This window comes from Noviherbaspirillum album (assembly GCF_035916955.1).
GTDB lineage: Bacteria > Pseudomonadota > Gammaproteobacteria > Burkholderiales > Burkholderiaceae_D > Noviherbaspirillum > Noviherbaspirillum album.
Genome location: NZ_JAWIIV010000026.1, coordinates 41,229 through 62,986, shown reverse-complemented (window position 1 = coordinate 62,986; position 21,758 = coordinate 41,229). Strand labels below are relative to the sequence as shown.

At 58.8% G+C, this 21,758-nt stretch carries 21 protein-coding genes and 2 tRNA genes; 13 read left to right on the top strand and 10 right to left on the bottom strand.

What is annotated here, in order from left to right; genetic code table 11:
- Positions 1 to 13 precede the first annotated feature (13 nt).
- A complete protein-coding gene (locus RY831_RS23705; RefSeq protein ID WP_326508842.1) occupies positions 14 to 748 on the top strand; it encodes a toxin-antitoxin system YwqK family antitoxin in 735 nt (244 codons plus the stop codon).
- On the top strand, positions 687 to 1,355 hold the full coding sequence (locus RY831_RS23700; RefSeq protein ID WP_326508841.1) for a toxin-antitoxin system YwqK family antitoxin: 669 nt from the start codon (positions 687 to 689) through the stop codon (positions 1,353 to 1,355). Before RY831_RS23705 ends, RY831_RS23700 begins: the two co-directional genes overlap by 62 nt.
- 72 nt (positions 1,356 to 1,427) lie before the next feature.
- On the opposite strand, the gene RY831_RS23695 is transcribed toward RY831_RS23700, so the two are convergent.
- The 6 genes from RY831_RS23695 to metG all read right to left on the bottom strand — a co-directional run bounded on the left by RY831_RS23695 (position 1,428) and on the right by metG (position 7,144).
- Positions 1,428 to 2,321: a cobalamin-binding protein gene (locus tag RY831_RS23695; RefSeq protein ID WP_326508840.1), complete on the bottom strand. Its 894-nt coding sequence runs from the start codon at positions 2,319 to 2,321 to the stop codon at positions 1,428 to 1,430.
- A gap of 11 nt (positions 2,322 to 2,332) precedes the next feature.
- Positions 2,333 to 3,172, bottom strand: coding sequence for a pantoate--beta-alanine ligase (gene panC, locus RY831_RS23690; protein WP_326508839.1), 840 nt, complete (start codon positions 3,170 to 3,172; stop codon positions 2,333 to 2,335).
- 134 nt (positions 3,173 to 3,306) lie between these two features.
- Complete coding sequence (locus RY831_RS23685; protein ID WP_326508838.1) at positions 3,307 to 4,185, bottom strand: segregation and condensation protein A; 879 nt, start codon at positions 4,183 to 4,185, stop codon at positions 3,307 to 3,309.
- Positions 4,185 to 4,382, bottom strand: a complete 198-nt coding sequence (locus RY831_RS23680) for a DUF3460 family protein (RefSeq protein ID WP_326508837.1) — start codon at positions 4,380 to 4,382, stop codon at positions 4,185 to 4,187. The genes RY831_RS23685 and RY831_RS23680 overlap by 1 nt, the downstream gene beginning before the upstream one ends.
- Before the next feature lie 146 nt (positions 4,383 to 4,528).
- On the bottom strand, positions 4,529 to 5,008 hold the full coding sequence (locus tag RY831_RS23675) for a GNAT family N-acetyltransferase (RefSeq protein ID WP_326508836.1): 480 nt from the start codon (positions 5,006 to 5,008) through the stop codon (positions 4,529 to 4,531).
- A gap of 69 nt (positions 5,009 to 5,077) precedes the next feature.
- Positions 5,078 to 7,144, bottom strand: a complete 2,067-nt coding sequence (gene metG / locus RY831_RS23670) for a methionine--tRNA ligase (RefSeq protein ID WP_437126321.1) — start codon at positions 7,142 to 7,144, stop codon at positions 5,078 to 5,080.
- 172 nt (positions 7,145 to 7,316) lie between these two features.
- Here metG and gltX point away from each other — a divergent pair, with 172 nt between their 5' ends.
- From gltX to RY831_RS23640, 6 genes are all read left to right on the top strand, one after another.
- Positions 7,317 to 8,723, top strand: a complete 1,407-nt coding sequence (gene gltX / locus RY831_RS23665) for a glutamate--tRNA ligase (protein WP_326508835.1) — start codon at positions 7,317 to 7,319, stop codon at positions 8,721 to 8,723.
- A 68-nt stretch (positions 8,724 to 8,791) separates the two neighbouring features.
- Positions 8,792 to 8,867: transfer RNA gene (locus RY831_RS23660), tRNA-Ala, on the top strand.
- 52 nt (positions 8,868 to 8,919) lie between these two features.
- Positions 8,920 to 8,995, top strand: a tRNA-Glu gene (locus tag RY831_RS23655).
- Between the two features lie 175 nt (positions 8,996 to 9,170).
- The gene (earP, locus tag RY831_RS23650) at positions 9,171 to 10,379 is read left to right on the top strand and encodes an elongation factor P maturation arginine rhamnosyltransferase EarP (protein ID WP_326508834.1); all 1,209 of its coding nucleotides are present in this window, start codon (positions 9,171 to 9,173) and stop codon (positions 10,377 to 10,379) included.
- A gap of 141 nt (positions 10,380 to 10,520) precedes the next feature.
- Positions 10,521 to 11,096, top strand: coding sequence for an elongation factor P (locus tag RY831_RS23645; RefSeq protein ID WP_326508833.1), 576 nt, complete (start codon positions 10,521 to 10,523; stop codon positions 11,094 to 11,096).
- A 148-nt stretch (positions 11,097 to 11,244) separates the two neighbouring features.
- Positions 11,245 to 11,646 (top strand): hypothetical protein, encoded by a 402-nt coding sequence (locus tag RY831_RS23640; RefSeq protein ID WP_326508832.1) that lies wholly within the window; start codon positions 11,245 to 11,247, stop codon positions 11,644 to 11,646.
- Between the two features lie 82 nt (positions 11,647 to 11,728).
- Here RY831_RS23640 and RY831_RS23635 read toward each other — a convergent pair whose 3' ends face one another.
- Positions 11,729 to 12,763: an NADP-dependent oxidoreductase gene (locus RY831_RS23635; protein WP_326508831.1), complete on the bottom strand. Its 1,035-nt coding sequence runs from the start codon at positions 12,761 to 12,763 to the stop codon at positions 11,729 to 11,731.
- Positions 12,764 to 13,059: 296 nt separating this feature from the next.
- Between RY831_RS23635 and RY831_RS23630 the strand changes: the two genes are divergently transcribed.
- Both RY831_RS23630 and purU read left to right on the top strand, forming a co-directional pair.
- Positions 13,060 to 13,599, top strand: coding sequence for a bactofilin family protein (locus tag RY831_RS23630; protein WP_326508830.1), 540 nt, complete (start codon positions 13,060 to 13,062; stop codon positions 13,597 to 13,599).
- A 373-nt stretch (positions 13,600 to 13,972) separates the two neighbouring features.
- A complete protein-coding gene (gene purU / locus RY831_RS23625) occupies positions 13,973 to 14,842 on the top strand; it encodes a formyltetrahydrofolate deformylase (protein WP_326508829.1) in 870 nt (289 codons plus the stop codon).
- Positions 14,843 to 14,936: 94 nt separating this feature from the next.
- Here purU and RY831_RS23620 read toward each other — a convergent pair whose 3' ends face one another.
- The 3 genes from RY831_RS23620 to yjgA are packed head-to-tail and all read right to left on the bottom strand — an operon-like array spanning position 14,937 to position 16,858.
- Entirely contained in the window at positions 14,937 to 15,608 is a 672-nt protein-coding gene (locus tag RY831_RS23620) for an alpha/beta hydrolase (protein ID WP_326508828.1), read from the bottom strand.
- A 55-nt stretch (positions 15,609 to 15,663) separates the two neighbouring features.
- Entirely contained in the window at positions 15,664 to 16,281 is a 618-nt protein-coding gene (gene mog / locus RY831_RS23615; RefSeq protein ID WP_326508867.1) for a molybdopterin adenylyltransferase, read from the bottom strand.
- Positions 16,259 to 16,858, bottom strand: coding sequence for a ribosome biogenesis factor YjgA (gene yjgA, locus RY831_RS23610; RefSeq protein WP_326508827.1), 600 nt, complete (start codon positions 16,856 to 16,858; stop codon positions 16,259 to 16,261). Before yjgA ends, mog begins: the two co-directional genes overlap by 23 nt.
- A gap of 72 nt (positions 16,859 to 16,930) precedes the next feature.
- Between yjgA and pmbA the strand changes: the two genes are divergently transcribed.
- The 3 genes from pmbA (at position 16,931) to RY831_RS23595 (ending at position 21,272) form a co-directional block, all read left to right on the top strand.
- Entirely contained in the window at positions 16,931 to 18,304 is a 1,374-nt protein-coding gene (gene pmbA, locus RY831_RS23605; RefSeq protein WP_326508826.1) for a metalloprotease PmbA, read from the top strand.
- A gap of 558 nt (positions 18,305 to 18,862) precedes the next feature.
- Positions 18,863 to 19,942 carry a TRAP transporter substrate-binding protein gene (locus RY831_RS23600; protein ID WP_326508825.1) on the top strand — a complete coding sequence of 360 codons (1,080 nt, stop codon included), beginning with the start codon at positions 18,863 to 18,865 and terminating at the stop codon, positions 19,940 to 19,942.
- A gap of 250 nt (positions 19,943 to 20,192) precedes the next feature.
- Complete coding sequence (locus RY831_RS23595; RefSeq protein ID WP_326508824.1) at positions 20,193 to 21,272, top strand: TRAP transporter substrate-binding protein; 1,080 nt, start codon at positions 20,193 to 20,195, stop codon at positions 21,270 to 21,272.
- The last annotated feature ends 486 nt before the right edge of the window (positions 21,273 to 21,758 follow it).

Genomic DNA, 21,758 nt, shown 5'->3' with positions numbered 1-21,758 from the left:
CTTTGGCGGCGTCATGTATCCCTGCTCTGTCCCCTTTGTCTCGTTCTTCAGCCTTCCGAAATGCGTCGATGAAGTAAAAACCTTCAAGCTACAAGCCCGGCACACTCTGTCGTTAATCACTGCTTCGTTCCAAACACTTGCTATTCGCCTTGCGGCAAGCATTGCAATCTGTATCCCGTTCTCGGGCGCGCAGGCAAGATCGTATATTCCGTCGGAGTGCGGCACCTATGTGCAGTGCCAGCCCGCCCTCCATTCCGATGCACCTCTGAATGGGCAGCAGCAGTGCGTGAATTATGACAAGCCGCATATCAAGGTCATGATCGCCACCTGGAAGAATGATCTCCTGGACGGGTATTTCTGGTGCGGCAATGATGAAGGCGTCAAGCGCATCGAGACAAACTTTCGCCGCGGTGCCATCCATGGCCTGTTCAAGGCCAACTACGGTACTTCGGCAGGGTGGACGTATCAGCAGATGCATAAGGACGGCAAGCCGGAAGGCCTCGGCCGCAGGCAGATGAACAATGACTTTTCGGCGGTGGTCTTTTACAGGGACGGGCAACGCCATGGGTACGAATTGCATCTCGACCCGCAGAACCGCATCCATAAGCTGGGCGACTGTCATGTTGACGAGGGGCAGTCCGCTGGAAGCGTGTGCAGAGATTCCGTTTCCCGGATACGAGGAGGCGTTGCAGGCCTACAAGACAGGCGCAGCGAAAGCCAGGGCACTGGAGCGGAACAGGTCGGTTGAAACCCGACATGCCAATGGGCAGGTCCATCAGCGTTATCGGCTCGTTGATGGCCGGTACGAAGGGCGATATGAGACCTTTTACAGCAATGGCAATCCGGCGGCGCTCGTCCTCTATGACAGGGGACTCAAGCAGGAAGAAACCTTGTATTTTGAGGAAGGACAGGTCAAGCAGGTCAGCCGGTTCAACCAGAAAATCGAATCGAGCCGGATTCAGTTTTACCAGAACGGAAAAACGAAACTGGAATGGAATCGTGTCGAAGCCGACGGCGTGTATCAGAAATACCGGTTCAAGAAATATTTCAGCAATGGTCAGCTGGCGACAGAAGGCGCGACTTACAAACCAGGTTGGGATTCTTCTTACCAGGATTATCTAGATGGGGAGGTGAGGCGCTATCGGGACAACGGAGAATTGCTCGCTCTGGAGTTCTATGAAAAGGGCAAGCGGGCAGGAACGTGGAAATACGTTTCCGATTCATTCGATGTGGAAGATACCTATCGGCAGGGAAAGCTGGCGGCAAGGGTCGTGCTGGATGGGCAATCGAAAAGGAAGCTCAAGCGCTACGAATATATGCCGGACGGTTCCGTCAAATCGGAACACGGATATTAAAGTGTGTTCGGCCTGAATGTACTGACAGGCCGAAAGCTCTCTAACGCAAATCCGTATCAGGACGCCGTCGATTCATCGTCGCGCACCGGATTGCATTCTGATCGCATCCAGCTTGCGGCACAGCATCTCGACGCCGTCGAGAATGCGCGGCCCGGCGCGGTTCAGGAGTTCGCTGTCGATAACGAGCAGATTGTCATTCGCCACCGCCTTCATCCGTGGAAACCGCTTCCAAACGGCCAGCACGTCATCCTCTTCTCCGCTGCTGGCCACGATCACGTCGGGATTCGCCTTGAGCACCGCTTCGATGGTAACGGTCGGCGCCAGCTGCTTCAGGTCGCTGAACACATTGTCGGCCCCGCAGGTGCGCAGGGCGGCCGACACCAGGTGCGACCCGCCCAACGTCATGAGCGGCGTGCGCCATATCTGGTAGAACACGCCTAGCCGGCGGCGCTGGCGATAGGTTTCCCGCAATTGTCCCAGTCGCTCGCGGAATGCGGCGGCGGCGGCGCGGCCTGCCGGTTCCGTGGCGGACAGCCGGGCCAGCCGCTCGAGTGACGAGGCAATGGTCGCGAAATCATAGGGTTCGCTCCTGAACACCGGGATTCCGAGCGATTGCAGCTTGTCGAGCTGCACGCCGGCGTAGCCATTGTTCCAGCCGACGATCAGGTCCGGCTTCATCTGCAGGATGCGTTCCAGGTCAAGGGAGACGCCGCTGCCGACCGAGGGAATGGCCCTTGCCGGCGGAGGATGGTCGCTGAATTCGGTGACGCCTACAATGTAAGGCCCCGCGCCGGCGGCAAACAGCATTTCCGTGGTGTGCGGCGCGAGGCTGACAATGCGGCGCGCCGGCGAGGCAAGCGTGATGGCCTGCCCCGTATCATCTGGCACCGATACGGATGCGAAGCAGGGCACCGAGACCAGCAGGCAGACAAGCCGCATCGAACGGCGCAGGATGCCTGCTTGCATGGCCGGCGTCGTCAGATTTCGAGATTGTCGATCAGGCGGGTGGTGCCGAGCTTCGCCGCGGCGAGCACCACCAGTTGCTCGCCGGTGGCAAGGTCGCCGGCCGATGGCGGCTGCAGGTCGGCGCGCTTGCGGATGGAGATGTAATCCGGTTTCCAGCCGCGCTCCGCGAGCCTTGCCACCGCATTGCGCTCCAGTTCGAAGATGTCCAGGTGTCCGGAACGGACTTCATTGGCAACGTCATTGAGCAGCTGGTACAGCTTCGGCGCCTCGGCGCGTTCTGCCCCCGACAGGTAGCCGTTGCGCGAGGAGAGCGCGAGGCCGTCTTCTGCGCGGTAGGTTTCGGCGGCGATGATCTCGGTCGGCAGTGCGAACTGCTTGGACATGTTGCGGATGATCATCAGCTGCTGGTAGTCCTTCTTGCCAAAGACGGCCACGCGCGGCTGCACGCACGAGAACAGCTTGAGGACCACGGTGGTCACGCCGGTGAAGAAGCCGGGGCGGAATTCGCCTTCCAGTATATTGCCGAGATCGTCGGGAGGACGGACCCGGTATTCCTGCGGCTCGGGGTACAGGTCCTTCTCGGTCGGCGCGAACAGCACATACACGCCTTCCTTTTCCAGTTTCTCGACGTCAGCCTGGAAGGTGCGCGGGTACTTGTCGAAATCTTCGTTCGGTCCGAACTGCAGGCGGTTGACGAAGATGGAGGCGACCACCGGATCGCCATGCTTGCGTGCAAGGCGCATCAGGGACAGATGCCCTTCATGCAGATTGCCCATGGTCGGCACGAACGCGGTCCGTAACTGCCCGCGCAGCTGATCGCGCAATTCATCGATGGAGGAAATGATTTTCATGGTTTTCCGGATGGACTAGAAATGGGTTGCGGCCAATTATGCCGCCTTGCCAACATATCTGCCTCAGGCCCGTGCATACAGGCGCGCCAGGGCGCCGTATCGGCTTATCGGCTTATCGGCGCATAGGTAAAGGCTCAGCTCGGCGAATAGGCCAGCCGCACATAGATCGGCGCGAATGCCTCGGCCTGGGTAATCTCGATCAGGGTTTCCTTGGCCAGCTCAAGCAGCGCGATAAAGTTCACAATCACGACGGGTACGCCCCGGGAAGGATCGAACAAATCGGCGAATTCGACGAACTTCGCCGACTGCAGGCGGCGCAGGATGCCGGTCATGTGCTCGCGCACCGACAGTTCTTCGCGGCTGATCGTGTGATGAGCGGTCAGCTTGGCGCGCTTGAGGATGTCGGCCCAGACGGCTTGCAGTTCAGGCATGCTGACTTCCGGCCAGCGGGTCACGATGCTCTGCTCGATATGGATCTGGGCACGCACGTAGTCGCGGCCGAGCTGAGGCACGGCATCGAGCTGCTGCGCCGCCAGCTTGATCTGTTCATACTCCAGCAGGCGCCTTACCAGTTCGGCGCGCGGATCCTCGGCATCCTCGCCGGTGTCCGCCTTCTTGACGGGCAGCAGCATGCGCGACTTGATTTCAATGAGCATGGCCGCCATCAGCAGGTATTCCGCCGCAAGTTCGAGGTTGCGGACGCGGATCTGGTCGACGTAATCGAGATACTGGCGCGTGACCTGCGCCATCGGAATGTCGAGGATATTGAAGTTCTGCTTGCGGATCAGGTAGAGCAGGAGGTCGAGCGGGCCCTGGAATGCTTCCAGGAACACTTCGAGCGCATCTGGCGGAATGTACAGGTCGGTCGGCAGCTTGAACAGCGGCTCGCCGTACAGTTTCGCGTAAGCCATCCCGTCGACGACATTGGGCGTCGAATCCGGCTGCCCGGCGAGGGCCTGCTCGGGGGCATCGGTCGGCAAATGCGCCAGCAGCGCGTCCTGCTGCGTAGACATCAGGACTTGTTCTGATAGACGTAAGGCTGCTGCCTGACCCGGGACTCCTCCGCGCGCTTGCGCGCATCGAGATCGATAGGCGCCTTGTCCCAGAAGATCGCCCGTCCGGCGCGCTGCTTCTGTTCCAGTTCGGGATCCTTCTGCTTCAGATCCTTGAGGAATTTGGTGAAATCGGATTCGTATTGCTTGAATTTCATGATGGTCGTATCGCAAGATAAAGGCTGGCGCTATTCTAACCTGTCTTCCGTGCAAAACCCTTGTTTCAGCAGGGGGCTGCGCAGAATGAAACATCGGTTTCCAGTTTGCCCGCCAAGCCTGGAGCAAGTTGCGGGAAACCGGCGACTCAGTGCCCGAGCAGGCAGCGCATTACCGTCGGCGACGGTTCGAGCGGATTGGCATGGCTGTATTCAAGCTCAGGCGCAAGTTCGAAGCCAAAGGCTGCGTACAGGTCCAGGAGGCGCTCCTGGTCCGCCCGCACGCCGAGCCGGAGTTCGGTCACGTCGGCCGCCCGCGCCTGATGGATGACCGCTTCGAGCAGATGCTGCGACAGGTGTTCGCCGCGGAACTGCGGCAGAACGCCCATGCGCCGGATTTCCCAGACATCCGGCTCGCTGTCCAAGGGCACCCAGCGCACCGAACCGATCGGCTTGTCTTCCCGCAGGAGGATGAAGGCGCCGCCGTCCTGAAGATCCTGGCGCACGCGCACGGCGGTTTCCCGGTGTCCGCTGGACGTCACGGCGACCTTGCCAGCCCACGCCGCGCGCGTGAGGTCGGCGATCAATTGCGCATCATCCAGCGTTGCTTCGCGAACAACAACGTTCATAGCGGTATTGGTTAAAGGAGCTTGCACTCCGCCTGATAAGATTGGATTTGCCCGGTTTTTCAGTTTAGCCTAGCTCACCCGCATGCCAGGCTCGGCGCCCGGCCACGGATTGAGCACGTAAATGCCGGGATTAGCCTTTTCATCCACTGACGAGGCGGCCAGCACCATGCCTTCCGAAATGCCGAATTTCATTTTTCTCGGAGCAAGATTGGCCACCATGACTGTCAGTTTTCCAATCAGGTCTTCCGGTTGATACGACGACTTGATCCCGGAAAAAACGTTGCGCATGCGTCCTTCGCCTACATCGAGCGTCAGGCGCAGCAGCTTGTCCGATCCTTCCACATGCTCGCAATTGACGATTTTCGCGATGCGCAGATCTATCTTTGCAAAATCGTCGATCTTGATTTCAGGAGCAATTGCTTCAATGCCGCCTTGATCGGCTGCCTTTACCTCCGGCGCCGGCGAACTTGGCGCGGCGGCTGCAGGTGCCGGCATCTCGAACAGAGCATCCAGCATCTTTGGATCGACACGCTGCATCAAATGTTCAAAAGTTCCGATCGCGGACGGGCTGTTCTGCAGGTCGGCCCAGGTCAGATCGCGTTCGATGCCGTACAGCGTGGCCACCTTGCGCGCGAGTGACGGCAGGATCGGCGCCAGGTAGATGGACAGGTTGAAGAAGGCGCGCAGCAAATTGCTGCAGACTTCCTGCAGTTCCTGGTTGTTGGCCGCATCCTTTGCCAGCTCCCACGGCTTCTTGGTATCGACATACTGGTTGACTTCATCGGCCAGTCCCATGACGAGGCGGATGGCCTTGCCGTATTCGCGCGATTCGAAGGCCTCGCGGATCGAGGGTTCCTCGGCGGCAAAGCGCGGGCTCCAGGTGATCTGCGGGCTCAGTTCGCCGCCGAAGCGCTTGGTGATGAAGCCGGCCGCGCGGCTGGCGATGTTGACATACTTGCCGATCAGGTCGGAATTGACGCGGGCGACGAAATCGTCCGGATTAAAATCCACGTCTTCCACCTTGGCATTGAGCTTGGCCGCAATGTAGTAACGCAGCCATTCCGGGTTCATGCCAATATCCAAGTAGCGCAGCGGAGAAATGCCGGTGCCGCGCGACTTCGACATCTTTTCGCCGCTGACAGTGATGAAGCCGTGTACGAAGACATTGGTCGGTACCTTCAGGCCCGAGAACTTCAGCATTGCAGGCCAGAACAGGGTGTGGAAATAGATGATGTCCTTGCCGATGAAGTGGTACTGCTCGGTCGTCGGATCATTCATGAAGGCCACATAATCCCGGCCGGTCTTGTCGAAGTAATTCTTGAGAGAGGCAAGATAGCCGACCGGCGCATCCAGCCAGACATAGAAATACTTGCCCGGGGCATCCGGGATTTCAATGCCGAAGTAGGGCGCATCGCGGCTGATGTCCCAGTCGCCCAGGCCTTCGTCGCCTTCCAGCCATTCCTTGGCCTTGTTGATGACTTCCGGCTGCAGGCGGTTCGGCTCCTGGGTCCATTCGCGCAGGAAATTCACGCATTTCGGGTCCGACAGCTGGAAGAAATAATGCTCCGAGGATTTCAGGATCGGGGTGGCGCCCGACAGCGTGGAATAGGGATTCTTCAGATCGGTCGGCGCATAGACCGCGCTGCATACCTCGCAGGAGTCGCCGTACTGGTCCTTGGCCCCGCATTTCGGGCATTCGCCCTTGATATAGCGGTCCGGCAGGAACATGGTCTTGACCGGGTCGAAGAACTGTTCGATGGTCTTGGTGGTGATCAGCTTGGCATCGTCGCGCAGGCGGCGATAGATGTCCTGAGACAGCTCGTGATTTTCCTTCGCATCGGTGGAGTGCCAGTTGTCGAAGCTGATATGGAAGCCGTCGAGGTACTGCTTGCGGCCGGCCGCGATATTGGCGACGAATTCCTGCGGCGTCACGCCTGCCTTCTCCGCCGCGATCATGATCGGCGCACCGTGCGCATCGTCGGCGCCGACGAAGTGCACCTCGTTGCCTTGCATGCGCTGAAACCTGACCCAGATGTCGGCCTGGATATATTCCATGATGTGGCCGATGTGGAACGCGCCGTTGGCGTACGGCAGGGCGGTGGTGACAAACAGCTTGCGGGGCGGTGTGGTGCTCATTTGGCAATGCTTATCGAAGTAAAACTGGCATTTTAACAGTGCGGAGGCGCTTGCCGCAGCGCGATGGCGCAAAGGAAGGCGGTCCCGGATTGGAAGCCCGTTGTCGACAAGGTAAAATAGCGCATCTTTCATCCATCACGGCTTTGGCGATCCAAGGCCGTTTTTATTTGCCATGACCGTCCGCACCCCTGTCCGCACCCGATTCGCACCCAGCCCGACCGGCTATCTTCACCTTGGCGGCGCGCGCACCGCGCTGTTTTCCTGGGCGTATGCCCGCCATTTCGGCGGCACCTTCATCCTCCGGATCGAAGATACCGACCTTGAGCGCTCAACGCCGGAGGCGGTGCAGGCCATTCTGGACGGCATGAACTGGCTGGGGCTGCATCATGACGAAGGCCCGTTCTACCAGATGAAGCGCATGGACCGCTACCGCGAAGCCGTGGCGCAAATGCTGGAAGCCGGTACTGCCTATCACTGCTATTGCACGCCGGAAGAGGTCGAGGCGATGCGCGAACGCCAGCGGGCGATTGGCGAGAAGCCGCGCTACGATGGCACCTGGCGTCCCGAACCGGGCAAGACCCTGCCGGCCATTCCGGAGGGACGCAAGCCGGTGGTGCGATTCAAGAATCCGCTGGACGGCGAGGTGACCTGGAACGATGTGGTCAAGGGCCCGATCACGATTTCGAACCGCGAGCTGGACGACCTGGTGATCGCGCGGCCGGACGGAACGCCGACCTACAATTTCTGCGTGGCGATCGACGACTGGGACATGAAAATCACCCACGTCATCCGCGGAGACGACCATGTCAACAATACGCCTCGCCAGATCAACATCCTGCGGGCGCTCGGGGCTCCGCTGCCGGAATATGGGCATGTGCCGATGATTCTCGGCGCCGACGGCGAAAAGCTTTCCAAGCGTCACGGGGCGGTGAGCGTGATGGAATATCCCGCCCAGGGTTATCTGCCGGAGGCCATGCTTAATTACCTCGCCCGCCTCGGCTGGAGCCATGGCGACGATGAAATCTTTTCAATGGAGCAGTTCCGCGAGTGGTTCGACCTCGATCATTTGTCGAAATCGCCGGCGCAATTCAATCCGGAAAAGCTGGCATGGCTGAACAACCACTATATCAAGCAGGCGGACAATGCTTGCCTCGAAGGATTGGTGCGGCCGCTGCTGGAAAAGGATGGCGCGAAGTTCGAAGGCAATCCTCCCATGCAATCCGTCATTGCCCTGATGAAGGAGCGCGCCAATACGGTCAACGAAATCGCCGATGCCGCCATGCTGTTCTATCGCGAACCGCAGCCGGATCCTGCGCTCTTAACCCAGCATGTCACCGATGCAGTTAAGCCGGCGCTGGCCCAGTTTGCGGAACAATGCAAGTCTGTCGAATGGAGCAAGGCGGCGCTTGCGGCGGCGATGAAGGAAGTGCTTGCCGCAAACAAGCTCAAGATGCCCCAGCTGGCGATGCCCTTGCGCCTCATCATCACCGGGCAGCTGCAAACACCGGCCATTGATGCGGTCCTCGAATTGTTCGGCCGCGAAGTTGTGCTGTCGCGCTTGCAGAAATTCATCGGCTGATTTCACAAAATTCGCAAAAGGACTTACGGCTGAGAAAAAACTTTGCTATACTCTCGTTTCTTCGCAAGGGGGGTATAGCTCAGCTGGGAGAGCGCTTGCATGGCATGCAAGAGGTCAGCGGTTCGATCCCGCTTACCTCCACCACGCGACACAGTAGTAAAGCGAAGTAAAATAGGCTGCAGTTCGACAGGTTTCTGTCTCCATCGTCTAGAGGCCTAGGACATCACCCTTTCACGGTGAGTACCGGGGTTCGAATCCCCGTGGAGACGCCAGTTAAAACGCCACGCAATTGCGTGGCGTTTTTCTTTCCGCTCGCTGTTTCGGTGTTTGTCCCGAATCCGGTGCCATGATGGCGAATGCGAGCGCACATGGGCTCCCTGATAAGCAAGTCGATTTTTCTCATGGGATTCATGAGTACGGTCAAAACAGCGGCATCGGAATCACCCCATGCAAAAGCCTTTCGATAATACAAATCCTGCATCTCTTGCCTTGTTCTGCAAGGTGGTCGACAACTTCGGCGACATTGGAATCTGCTGGCGTCTTGCCCGGCAGCTGATGCAGGAGTGCGGCATTGCCGTCACTTTATGGGTGGATGACCTCCACAGCTTTCATCGCATTTGCCCCGCCGTGATCATCGATGCCCGGCTCCAGCGGATTGACGGCGTCACGATCCGCCGATGGGATGCGCAGGACGGTGCATTTTCAAAAGACGAGATCGCAGATATCGTCATCGAATTTTTCGCATGCGACATCCCTCCCGGTTACATCGCCGCAATGGCCGAATGCGATCCGCGTCCGGTCTGGATCAACCTGGAAGGCTTGAGCGCCGAAGAATGGGTGGAGGGCTGCCATACGCTGCCGTCGCCGCATCCGCGCCTGCCGTTGACAAAATACTTCTTCTTCCCGGGCTTTACGGGCAAGACTGGCGGACTGCTGCATGAATCCGCATTGGAGGAGCAGCGCCAGCGTTTCCAGACCAATCCGGCCATCACGTCCGATTTTCTCGCAAGGCTTGGACTTGCATCGGAGGAGATCGGTGCGTTGAAGGCAACCCTGTTCTGCTATCCGCATGCGCCGGTGCCGCAACTGTTCGATGCTTGGCGAAGCGGTGATGCACCCATTACCTGCCTGGTGCCCGAAGGTGTTGCGATCGAAGCCGTCGAGAACTTCCTTGGCGGCCCGGCCAAGCCCGGAACTGCATCCACGCGCGATGCGCTCACCATACGCATCCTGCCTTTCCTTCCCCAGTCCGATTACGACAAGCTGTTGTGGGCCTGCGATCTCAACTTCGTACGCGGAGAAGATTCCTTCGTGCGCGCGCAATGGGCGGGCAGGCCGTTTGTATGGCACATCTATCCCCAGGACAAAAATTTGCATCACAAGAAGCTGCGCGCCTTCCTGCAGCGGTATGAGCCTGGTATCGGCGCCGACAGTCTGTCCGAATTCGCATTGCGCTGGAACGACGCGTGGATTGCGGACGGCGGCGGCACGGAAGACTGGTCCCGATTGTGGCAAAGATTCAAGGATGACATGCCGGCGATTGTTCGCAACGCCGGTGACTGGCGGCAGGCCATGCTTGCGCATGGAGATCTCGCATCAAACCTGATGAAGTTCGTGCGCTCCATTAAGTCGGTCGCAGAACAAAAGAAGGTATAATGCGCGGTTGATTTAGGGCCTGTCGGAACGTTTGTTTTTTAATGTGCGTCTGACACGCTTGCTGAAGCTGAAGGAAGGTGCCGTTGGCCCCATGAGGCCGCAGATGGTTTTTATGCAATTTATTTTTTACGTATATTCTCTATGAAACCTGCAAAAGAAGTTCGTGTTGGCAATATCATCATGGTGGACGGCAAGCCTTTCATCGTACTGCGTTCCGACGTCAATGGTTCGAGCCGCACAGGCTTCACCTACAAGTGGAAGATGAAGAATCTTCTGACCAATGCACCGCTGGAAAACGTCTTCCGCGGCGACGACAAGTTCGACGTCGTCGTCCTCGACAAGAAGCCGGTCACCTATTCGTATTTCGCCGATCCCCTGTATGTCTTCATGGATGAAGAGTACAACCAGTACGAGATCGAAGAGGAAAACCTGGGCGACGCACTGAACTACCTGAAAGACGGCATGGAATGCGAAGCCGTGTTCTATGACGGCAAGGCGATCTCGGTTGAACTGCCGATCACCATCGCACGCGAAATCGTGTATTCGGAGCCGGCGGTCAAGGGCAACACATCGGGCAACGTGCTGAAGGATGCACAGATCGAAAACGCGATCGAAGCCAAGCGCTTCACCATCCAGGTGCCGCTGTTCGTCAGCCAGGGTGACGTGATCGAGATCGACACCCGCACCAACGAGTACAAGCGCGTGGTCCGCAACTAAGCTGATGCGACCGCAGCCGGCTTGACTTTGCGTCCGGAGCACAAAACGCCGCACGATCTAGTGCGGCGTTTTTTTTTGCCCGGGCAGCGCTTTACCCATGTCGGACTTCGAGGTATAAACAGTCGTTTCCAATCAACGAGATGCATCCATGAAGCATTCCTTGCCGATCCTGTCTCTGGTTGCCGCAGTCGCACTGACCGGCTTGACCGGTTGCTCTTCCTTTTCCTCTTCTTCCGTGAAGGACGCGTCTCAGACGGCATCAGAGCCATCGGCAAAGTCCAGCAGCCGGCATGCGGGCCAGGCCGCCAATGGAAACCGGGTACAGGTGCAGGATGATGCCGGCACGGTCGTGGTGGAAAAGGTTGAATTCAAGTCGGGTATTTCTTCCGCAACGGTAGAGCGGCTCGCGAGAGAGCACGGCTGTGTCGGCAGCGGAGGCGCGGGCCTGATGACTGAAAAAGGCCCGGTCGAGGTCTATCGCATGCAGTGCGAGAACGGCAAGGCTTTCCTGGCCAGATGCGAACTGCGCCAGTGCCGTCCAATGCGCTGACCCCATGAAAAAAGCCCTTCCAGTTGACGAAAGGGCTTCTTCGAAACAGGAAACGAAGGAACGGACTGATTGAATGGGCCGATTATTCCTCGTCGGCGACCTGCAGAATGAGTTTCCCGAAGTTTTTGCCTTCGAACAGCATCAGCAGGGCCTCAGGAAATTTGTCGAGTCCTGTCACGATGTCCTCGCGCGTCTTGAACGTGCCTTCCTTCATCCATTTGCCCATCTCCGCAACCGCGAGATGATAGCGGTCCGCATAGTCGAAGACCACCATGCCTTCCATGCGAGCGCGATTCACCAGCAGCGACATATAGTTGGCGGGGCCCTTGACCGGCGTCGTGTTGTTGTATTGGGAAATCGCTCCGCAGATGACGATGCGGGCCCGCATTGCAAGCTTGGCCAGCACATGGTCGAGGATTTCGCCGCCGACATTGTCGAAATAGACGTCGACGCCGGATGGGCAATGGGCTTTCAGGCCTTCGCGAACCGAGTCGTTCTTGTAGTCGATGCAGGCGTCGAAGCCCAGTTCGTTGACGACGAAGTCGCATTTGTCCTTGCCGCCCGCGATGCCGACGACACGGCAGCCCTTGTGCTTAGCGACCTGTCCCACTGTCTGGCCGACCGCGCCGGCTGCACCTGACACAACGACGGTCTGACCGGACTTCGGCTGCCCGACGTCGAGCAGGCCGAAGTAGGCGGTCATGCCCGGCATGCCGAGTGCATTCAGATACTTGGGCAGCGGCGCCATGGCCGGATCGACCTTGTGAAAGGCGCCAGCCTTGTCGTCCGCCGCGCCGATCCAGTACTGCTGCACGCCGACCGTGCCGGAGACGTAATCGCCCACCGAGAATTTCGGGGACTTGGATGCAATGACCTTGCCAATGCCGCCCGCGCGCATCACTTCATCGATGGCCACCGGTCGGATATACGATTTGCCTTCGTTCATCCAGCCTCGCATCGCAGGGTCGAGCGATAGGTAGATGTTTTTAACGAGGATCTCGCCGTCTGCAAGCTCGCGCACGGGTTCCGAAACGGATTTCCAGTCGGTCGGTTTCGGCATGCCCACAGGACGGGCGGCAAGGCGGATCTGCTGGTTGACGAGGGCAGTCGTGGTCATGATGTCTCCTTTGATTGACAGGGTGGCAGTACTATAACTCGAAATGAACGGTCGTTCTTTTTTATAAAGTGTAACAGACGAAATTGGTTTTGAACTTTCCCGTTAGCATGAGGACCAAGTGAGGAGCCGCAACATTGCTGCGGTTCAAGAGGTGGGGAGGTGGAGTCAAGGGCTCTTTTTCCTTAGCGCCTACGCAAGATTAGTGTTGCCTCATTCACGACGCGATGGGAATGCCATGGCGTTCCCCGAGATCGCAACCCTCACGTTCTAACCATACAGATTTTTTAGGAGTTCACATGCTTCGTTCCGAAACGCTCTTTGGCAAACGCGATGCCAACACTGGAAACTCTCCCCTGAACACGGCCAGTGGCATCGTCCCGACCGGCACATCGGGCCTCAGCAAGACCGTTTCCACCGTCAGCGGCACCTCGGCTTCCACCACGTCCGAAGTCGACAACGTTTCCAGCAGCACCAATGAAGGCGGTAGCAAACTGATCGTCGGCCCGAATATCAAGCTCAAGGGCGTTGAAATCACCGATTGCGACACGCTCGTCGTCGAAGGCCGCGTTGAAGCCACCATCGATTCCCGCGTGATCCAGATCGCCGAGCGCGGCGCGTTCAAAGGTTCGGCCGAGATCGATATCGCTGAAATCCACGGCGAATTCGACGGCGACCTGACCGTGCGCCAGAAGCTGGTGATCTACGCGACAGGCAAGGTGACCGGCAAGGTCCGTTACGGCAAGGTTGTCATCGAAGAAGGCGGCCAGCTGTCGGGCGACATCCAGGTTGGCGCTGCCGCTGCAGCCAAGAACCTGAGCGTTGCCAAGGTAGGCTAAGAGAAGCATCGCAAGAGCGCTTTCGACTGTAGGCCGGCAGGCCGGCAGATGAAGGGCAAGCCGCCACTGCTAGGAGTACCCGCGCTGGCGAATCAGTTTGCCCAACCAGATTGAACGCAGCAACGACCGGCATGCCACAGGTATCCGGTTGCAGTGACGAAGCCGACAGGCTTCAATCAGACATGACCCGGATACGCAGCGCGTTCCGGGTTTTTGTTTTTGCGTCACCGCCGGAATTGCCGTGACTTTTTGCCTCTCGTCTATTCCGGTACGCAGCACATTCTCTGCGCCACCCGGCACGGTGCCGCATTGCATTTCGCAAAGCCGTGCGACAATAGCGGACTTCGTTTGTCCGCATTATCAAAACTCCATCATGACGCATCCGGAATACATTCTTACCTTGTCCTGCCCGGACCATCGCGGCATCGTGCACCGCGTATCCGGCTTTCTGGCCGAGCATGGCTGCAACATCATCGACTCCGCACAGTTCGGCGATGCGCAGTCGCGGTTGTTCTTCATGCGCGTTCATTTCGCCGCTGAGGATGCGTCGGTCGGCGATGCCAAGCTGCGCGCCGACTTTGCCGTCGTGGCGGAAGAACTGAACATGAATGCCCAGCTTCATGACGCCCGCAAGAAGCCGCGCATGATGCTGATGGTATCGAAGATCGGACATTGCCTGAACGATCTGCTGTTCCGCTACAAGAGCGGCCTGCTGCCGGTGGAAATCCCGGCGATCGTCTCCAATCACACCGACTTCTACCAGCTTTCCGCCAGCTACAACATTCCATTTCACCACCTGCCGCTGGCAGCCGGCGCATCTCCCGACGCCAAGCGGGCGCAGGAAGAAAAAATTCTGGACATCGTCCGCGCCAACGACATCGACCTGGTCGTCCTGGCGCGGTACATGCAGATCCTGTCGCCGCAAATGTGCGAAGCATTGCGGGGCAGGGCGATCAATATCCATCACTCGTTCCTGCCCAGCTTCAAGGGCGCAAAGCCCTATTACCAGGCGCACGAGCGAGGCGTGAAGCTGATCGGCGCAACCGCGCATTTTGTCACCAGCGACCTCGATGAAGGCCCGATCATCGAGCAGGATGTCGAGCGCGTCGACCACTCAATGGAGCCGGACACGCTGACCGCAATTGGAAGGGATGTCGAGTGCGTCGTGCTGGCGCGCGCGGTGAAATGTTTCGTCGAGCACCGCATCCTGCTGAACGGACACAAGACGGTCGTGTTCAAATAAACACGCGAACCGGCGCCGCGGTTCCTTGATCGGCGGCACGCAATGACGGCGGACCCGCATGCCATGCGGGTCCGCCGTTTTTACATGCAAGGCATCAGCCGAGTATGCGCTTGAACCATGCGCTGATATCGTCTATCTCTTCCTGGCATACCGAGTGCGGCATCATGTAGTCGTGCCATTCCACGTTATAGCCTAGCGATATAAGAATATCGCGCGACTTTTGCGCGAGGGCGATCGGAATCACCGGATCGCTGCGGCCGTGGACCAGGAAAATGGGCGTGTCATGGTTGGTGCTGTGGCGCTCGTCGGGTACCGATTGATGCAGGGGCAGGTATCCCGACAGGCATAGCAGGCCGGCAAGCTTCTCCGGATGACGCAGCCCGGTTTGCAGGGTCATTGCGCAGCCCTGCGAAAATCCGGCAAGGATAATGCGGTGGGCAGGAATGCCGCGCGCCTTTTCATTTGCAATCAGTGCCTCGACCAGCGCCTGGGACTTGCGCAGGCCGGCCATGTCTTCTCGCTGACCGAGATCGAGCCCGAGGATGTCATACCAGGCGCGCATCACATAACCGTTGTTGATCGTGACCGGCATGGTCGGCGCATGCGGAAAGACGAACCGGATCGCCGGGCAGCCGTCCAGGTCGAGTTCGCGGACGATGGGCACGAAGTCGTTGCCGTCCGCACCCAGGCCATGCAGCCAGATCACGGAAACGGAAGGGTTTGGCGCTGTTTCAATTTCTATGGTTTCGAGTCGGGGATCACTCATGCGCTTGCCTTGATGATTTTACGGTTGCGGCTGCCGTTCTCGACGGCGGCTGCATTCATTTCTGCCGGATTGCGGATTTCGGGCGGAATGCCTTGCAGACGCCCTCGTCGGTCTCGATGTACGGGCCGCCGATGAGGTCGATGCAATAAGGAACCGCGGCAAAGATGCCCGGCACGATTTGCTTGCCGTCAGCGTCCTTGAGGCCTTCCAGTGTCTCCCTGATGGACTTCGGCTGTCCTGGTAGGTTCATGATGAGCGCCGCATGGTCCGCCGTTTCTCGAATCACGGCCACCTGCCTGGAAAGGATGGCCGTCGGCACGAAGCGCAGGCTGATCTGGCGCATCTGTTCGCCGAACCCCGGCATTTCCTTGGTTGCCACCGCCAGCGTCGCTTCCGGAGTAACGTCGCGCCGCGCCGGGCCGGTGCCGCCGGTCGTCAATACGAGGTCGCAGCCAGCCTTGTCGACCAGCTCCACGAGCGCCTGCTCGATCTGTGCGCGCTCATCAGGAATCAGCCGGGTCTCCATCCGCCAGGGACTCGTCAGAGCGGAAGAGAACCAGTCGCGCAATGCCGGAATTCCCTGGTCTTCATAGACGCCGCTGGAGGCCCGGTCGGACACCGATACCAGTCCGATCAGAAGCTCGTCGGGATTACTCTTCTTCGGTGTCGTCATCATCGCTCTCGTCAGCGGAAGCGGCGGCCGCCTTGGAGGGGCTCTGCAGTTGCTTGAGGATCTGGAAAATTTCGCGATAGGCCTTGGGCGGCTTGCTTTCCGCCTGCTCCTTGCGGGCATTGCGGATCAAGGTGCGCAACTGCTGCACATCGATCTGCGGATACTGTTCCTTCAGCTCCGTCAGGGCCTTGTCGTCGGCCAGCAGCTTGTCGCGCCGTTTTTCCAGCGCATGCATGGCGGCGGTTTCCGCCTTGGAGGCGCCTTTCCAGCTATCGATGACCTTCTGTATCGCCGCGATCTCATCTTCCTCGAGCGTGCGCATTTTCTTGCCGACGAATTGCATCTGGCGGCGGCGCCCTTCGTGATCCTTGATCTTCTGGCATTCAAGGATCACTTCGCGCACGTCTTCAGGCATCGGAACCCGCATCACGCGTTCCTTGGGCTGGGAAACCAGCTCTTCGCCAAGTTGCTGAAGGGCGGTCGACTCGCGCTTGAGCTGGGATTTGGATGGGCGATCGTACTGCTGTTCGAATTCGCTCGACTTGAAGCCGACCGCACCGCGATTGGGATTGACCATGATGAATTGGAGCCATTCTATAAACGACTGCTATGATAACTGTTTTAAAACGAACTCCAAAAAAACCAGCCTATGAGCACCTCCAGCACTTCCGACTTTACTCACAGCCATGATCAGCTGAAGCAGCTTGCCGAAGACGTACTGCGTTTCGCAAGGGAAAAAGGTGCTTCGGACGCGGTGGTGGAGATCAGCGAAGGCAGCGGCCTGTCGGTTTCCGTGCGCAAGGGCAATATCGAGACCATTGAGCAGAACAAGGACAAGGGCATCGGCGTGACGGTCTATCTCGGCGATGCAGGGCATGTACGCCGCGGCAACGCCAGCACCTCCGACTTTTCGCCGCAATCGCTCAGGGATACGGTCGATGCGGCATACAACATTGCACGCTTCACCGCCGAAGACGACTGCGCCGGACTGCCGGAAGAAGACACACTGGAGATGCAGCCGCGCGACCTGCAGCTGTTCTACCCGTGGAACATCGGCACCGAGGAAGCCGTGGAACTGGCCAAGCGTTGCGAAGCGGCGGCATTTGCGGTCGACAAGCGCATCACCAACAGCGAGGGCGCAAGCGTGTACGCGCAGCAGTCGCATTTCATCTCGGCCAATACGCGCGGTTTCATGGGCGGCTATCCTTATTCCCGCCATACGTTTTCGGTTGCCCCGATTGCCGGTAAAGGCGCCAACATGCAGCGCGACGACTGGTATTCCTCGTCGCGCGACCCGGCCAAGCTGGCCCGGCCCGAGGATATCGGGCGCTATGCGGCCGAACGCGCGCTTGCCCGCCTGAACGCACGCAAGCTCGATACCCGCAAATGCCCGGTGCTGTTCGAGGCGCCGCTGGCGGCTGGCCTGGTCGGCGCATTCGTGCAAGCGGTGTCCGGCGGAGCACTGTACCGGAAGTCCAGCTTCCTGCTGGACTCGATAGGGCAGCGCGTATTCGCGCCGCATATCCAGATGCTGGAAGATCCTCATGTGCTCGGCGCGGTCGGATCATCTCCGTTCGACGAGGAAGGCGTCAAGACCGTACGGCGCGAGGTCGTCGCTGACGGAGTCGTGCAGGGGTATTTCCTGTCCACGTATTCCGCCCGTAAGCTGGGGATGAAAACGACCGGCAATTCCGGCGGTTCGCACAATCTGTATTTCACATCCTCCCTGACGGCGCCGGGCGACGATTTCAATGCCATGCTGCGCAAGCTGGATACGGGGCTGCTGGTGACGGAACTGATGGGGCAGGGAGTCAATTACGTTACCGGTGATTATTCCCGGGGAGCGTCGGGCTACTGGGTGGAGAACGGCGTGATCCAGTATCCGGTCGAGGAAATCACGATCGCGGGCAATCTGAAGGAAATGTTCCAGCAGATCGTGGCGGTGGGTGCGGATACGCTGGTGCGCGGCACCAGGGAAACCGGTTCCATCCTGATCGCCAACATGACCATCGCAGGCAGCTAATCCGCATCGAGCGGCTTCGGGCGCACAAGAAAAAGCCATTGGCAGCAACCGTTGCCAATGGCTTTTTTCACCTTTTCATTTTTTCGATTTCACCAGACGCTGTCTGGTATGGCATGGCGAAGTGCTGAATCGCACATCGCAAACGTGCTGGAATTCCTTTTTGTTACATGGTCCTTGCAATTGTGGATGTTCCGCATGTTCAGCAGGTGCAAAGAGCGCGCAGCGGAGCTCGGAAGCATTGGATCTGCCATGTCCGCCGTAAAGGTAAAAGATGCGGACATGAAAAATACGCGGGCTTCCCTTCCAAAATATTCACGTCCTGGCCTGACGCAGTGTAAGCTGCGGCCCCTCCAGCAATAGCGCGGCTTCCCGGCAGTTCTTCCTCTGCCCCCAGTGTTTCTCAGTATTACTACTTAAGCGCAGATACTTCCATGTGGGTTTAGTATTGCAGCCAGCGTAATTAATGGCCTAGAATCGCCAGGCTCGCAGCCCGGCTATCCGCCAGGCAAGGAACGCAATGTGGCAGTACCCGAGTATTCCATCCAAACAGGAGACTAAATGGAACGTCGTTCGTTTATAAAAAAAGCCGCTGTCGGCGCATCCGTCGGTGCGGTAGCCGCGCCAGCGCTGGCACAATCCCAGCCCACCATCAACTGGCGTCTGGCATCCAGCTTCCCTAAATCGCTCGATACGATCTACGGCGCTGCCGAAACCTTTTCGAAGCGCGTAGCGCAGCTGACCGGCGGCAAATTCAACATCCGCGTTTTCGCCGGCGGCGAGATCGTTCCGGCGCTGCAGGTCATGGACGCGGTCCAGGCCGGCACCGTGGAAATCGGCCATAGCGCTTCCTACTACTACTTCGGCAAGGATCCGACATTCGCGTTCGACGGCGTGGTGCCCTTCGGCCTTAACTCCCGCCAGCAGACGGCATGGTGGGACCAGGGCGGCGGCCGCGACCTGACCCGTGAATTCTTCAAGGATTACGGCATCATCAACTTCATGGGCGGCAACACCGGCGCGCAGATGGGCGGCTGGTTCCGCAAGGAAGTCAAGACCGTGCAGGATCTGAACGGCCTGAAGATGCGCATCGGCGGTTTCGCCGGCCGCGTCATGCAGCGACTCGGTCTCGTGCCGCAGCAGATCGCCGGCGGCGACATCTATCCCGCGCTTGAAAAAGGCACCATCGACGCAGCCGAGTGGATCGGCCCGTACGACGATGAAAAGCTGGGCTTCAACAAGGTTGCGCCGTTCTACTACACGCCGGGCTGGTGGGAAGCCGGCCTGCAGGTTTCGTTCTATGTCGGCATCAAGGAATGGGAAAAGCTGCCGAAGGAATACCAGGCGGCTGTCGAAGCTGCTTCCTACGAAGCGCATGTCACCATGCAGGCCGAGTACGACGCTCGCAATCCGGCCGCGCTGGCCCGCCTCCTGAAGAACGGTGTGAAGCTGCGCCAGTTCTCCAAGGAGATCATGGAAGCCTGCTACAAGGCGACCAATGAAGTCATGGAAGAAGAAGCCGCCAAGAACGCCAAGTTCAAGAAGATCTATGAGCCTTGGAAACGCTTCCGCCAGGACCAGAACCAGTGGTTCTCGGTGGCTGAAGTGCCGCTGCAGAACTTCATGATCACGCGCAAATAATCACGCAGGATCTGGCAGACAGTAAGAACCGCCACGGGCAATGCCCTTGGCTAGCCCGTGGCATTCATGCTGCGGGCTTTTTTATTTGAAAATCTTGTATTTCAGTAAGTCTGGCCGCAGCCTAAACAAGCTTTTTATGGCATGCTTCGGAGTGGCTTGGTACGAACAGTACCAGCGAGAAATTCCGTAGCGGCGCCATGCATTTGTCCGTCTACGTCATGTTTTGAAGCATCATCCAATAGGAGACAACATGGAACGTCGTTCCTTTCTAAAAAAAGCAGCGGTAGGCGCCTCCGTCGGCGCCATGGCAGCACCGGCACTCGCCCAGTCGCAGCCGACCATCAACTGGCGTCTGGCTTCCAGCTTCCCCAAGTCGCTCGATACCCTGTTCGGCACGGCTGAAGTCTTCAGCAAGCGCGTCGCGCAGCTCACCGGCGGCAAGATGAACATTCGCGTGTTCGCCGGCGGCGAAATCGTTCCGGCGCTGCAGGTCGTCGATGCGGTGCAGAACGGCACCGTGGAAATGGGTCACACCGCGCCTTACTACTACTTCGGCAAGGATCCGACATTCGCCTTCGACTGCGCTGTCCCGTTCGGCATGAATTCCCGCCAGCAGACCGCATGGTTCGACCAGGGCGGCGGCCGCGACCTGCTGCGCGAGTTCTACAAGGACTACGGCGTCATCAACTTCCTCGGCGGCAACACCGGTGCCCAGATGGGCGGCTGGTTCCGCAAGGAGATCAAGACCCTGAACGACATCAAGGGCTTGAAGATGCGCATCAGCGCGTTTGCAGGCAAGGTCATGGCGCCGCTGGGCCTGGTGCCGCAGCAGCTGGCCGGTGCCGACATCTATCCGGCGCTTGAAAAGGGCACGCTGGACGCGGTCGAATGGACCACGCCCTACGATGACGAGAAACTGGGTTTCTACAAGGTCGCTCCGTTCTACTATGCTCCGGGCTGGTGGGAAGCCGGCGCGCAGCTGTCCTTCTATATCGGCATCAAGGAATGGGAAAAGCTGCCGAAGGAATACCAGTACGCGATCGAAGCCGCTTCCTACGAGGCGCATGTCACGATGCAGGCCGAGTACGATGCCAAGAACCCCGCTGCCCTGGCCCGCCTGATCAAGAACGGCGCCAAGCTGCGCTTCTTCTCCAAGGAAATCATGGAAGCCTCCTACAAGGCCGCAATGACCACGATGGAAGAGGAAGCATCCAAGAACGCCAAGTTCAACAAGATCTGGGAACCCTACAAGCGCTTCCAGCGCGATCAGAACCAGTGGTTCTCGGTGGCCGAAGTGCCGCTGCAGAACTTCATGGTCAGCCGCAAGTAAGCTTATTGCCGGACTTGCGGCCGTTTGCCGCAAGCCGGGTTTCAAGTGTCTTTAGCGGGCTTCAGCCGCTTTCATGTTCATGCATGAAAGCGGCTTTTATTTTGTCCGTCTCATGGCGGTCCATGAGCGGAGCCTACCGCTGTATCGCGGCAGGGACTTCATAGGCGAATTGGCTGCAAGCTGTCATGGCTAGAGCGCTTTCGGTTTGACCTGCCTGATGATCCCGGCTGCTTTGCCGGCGACACTGCGTTGTGTGGGGACGCCGAGTCCTCCTTGCCATGGCCCGGGGGCGCCGAGCCCGCCATGTCGCGTCACNTAGAGCGCTTTCGGTTTGACCTGCCTGACGATCCCGGCTGCTTTGCCAGCGACACTGCGTTGTGTGGGGACGCCGAGTCCTCCTTGCCATGGCCCGGGGGCGCCGAGCCCGCCATGTCGCGTCACCACGCCTTGTTTCGCCGGCAAACCACCTCGGCCTTGCCTAGGCCG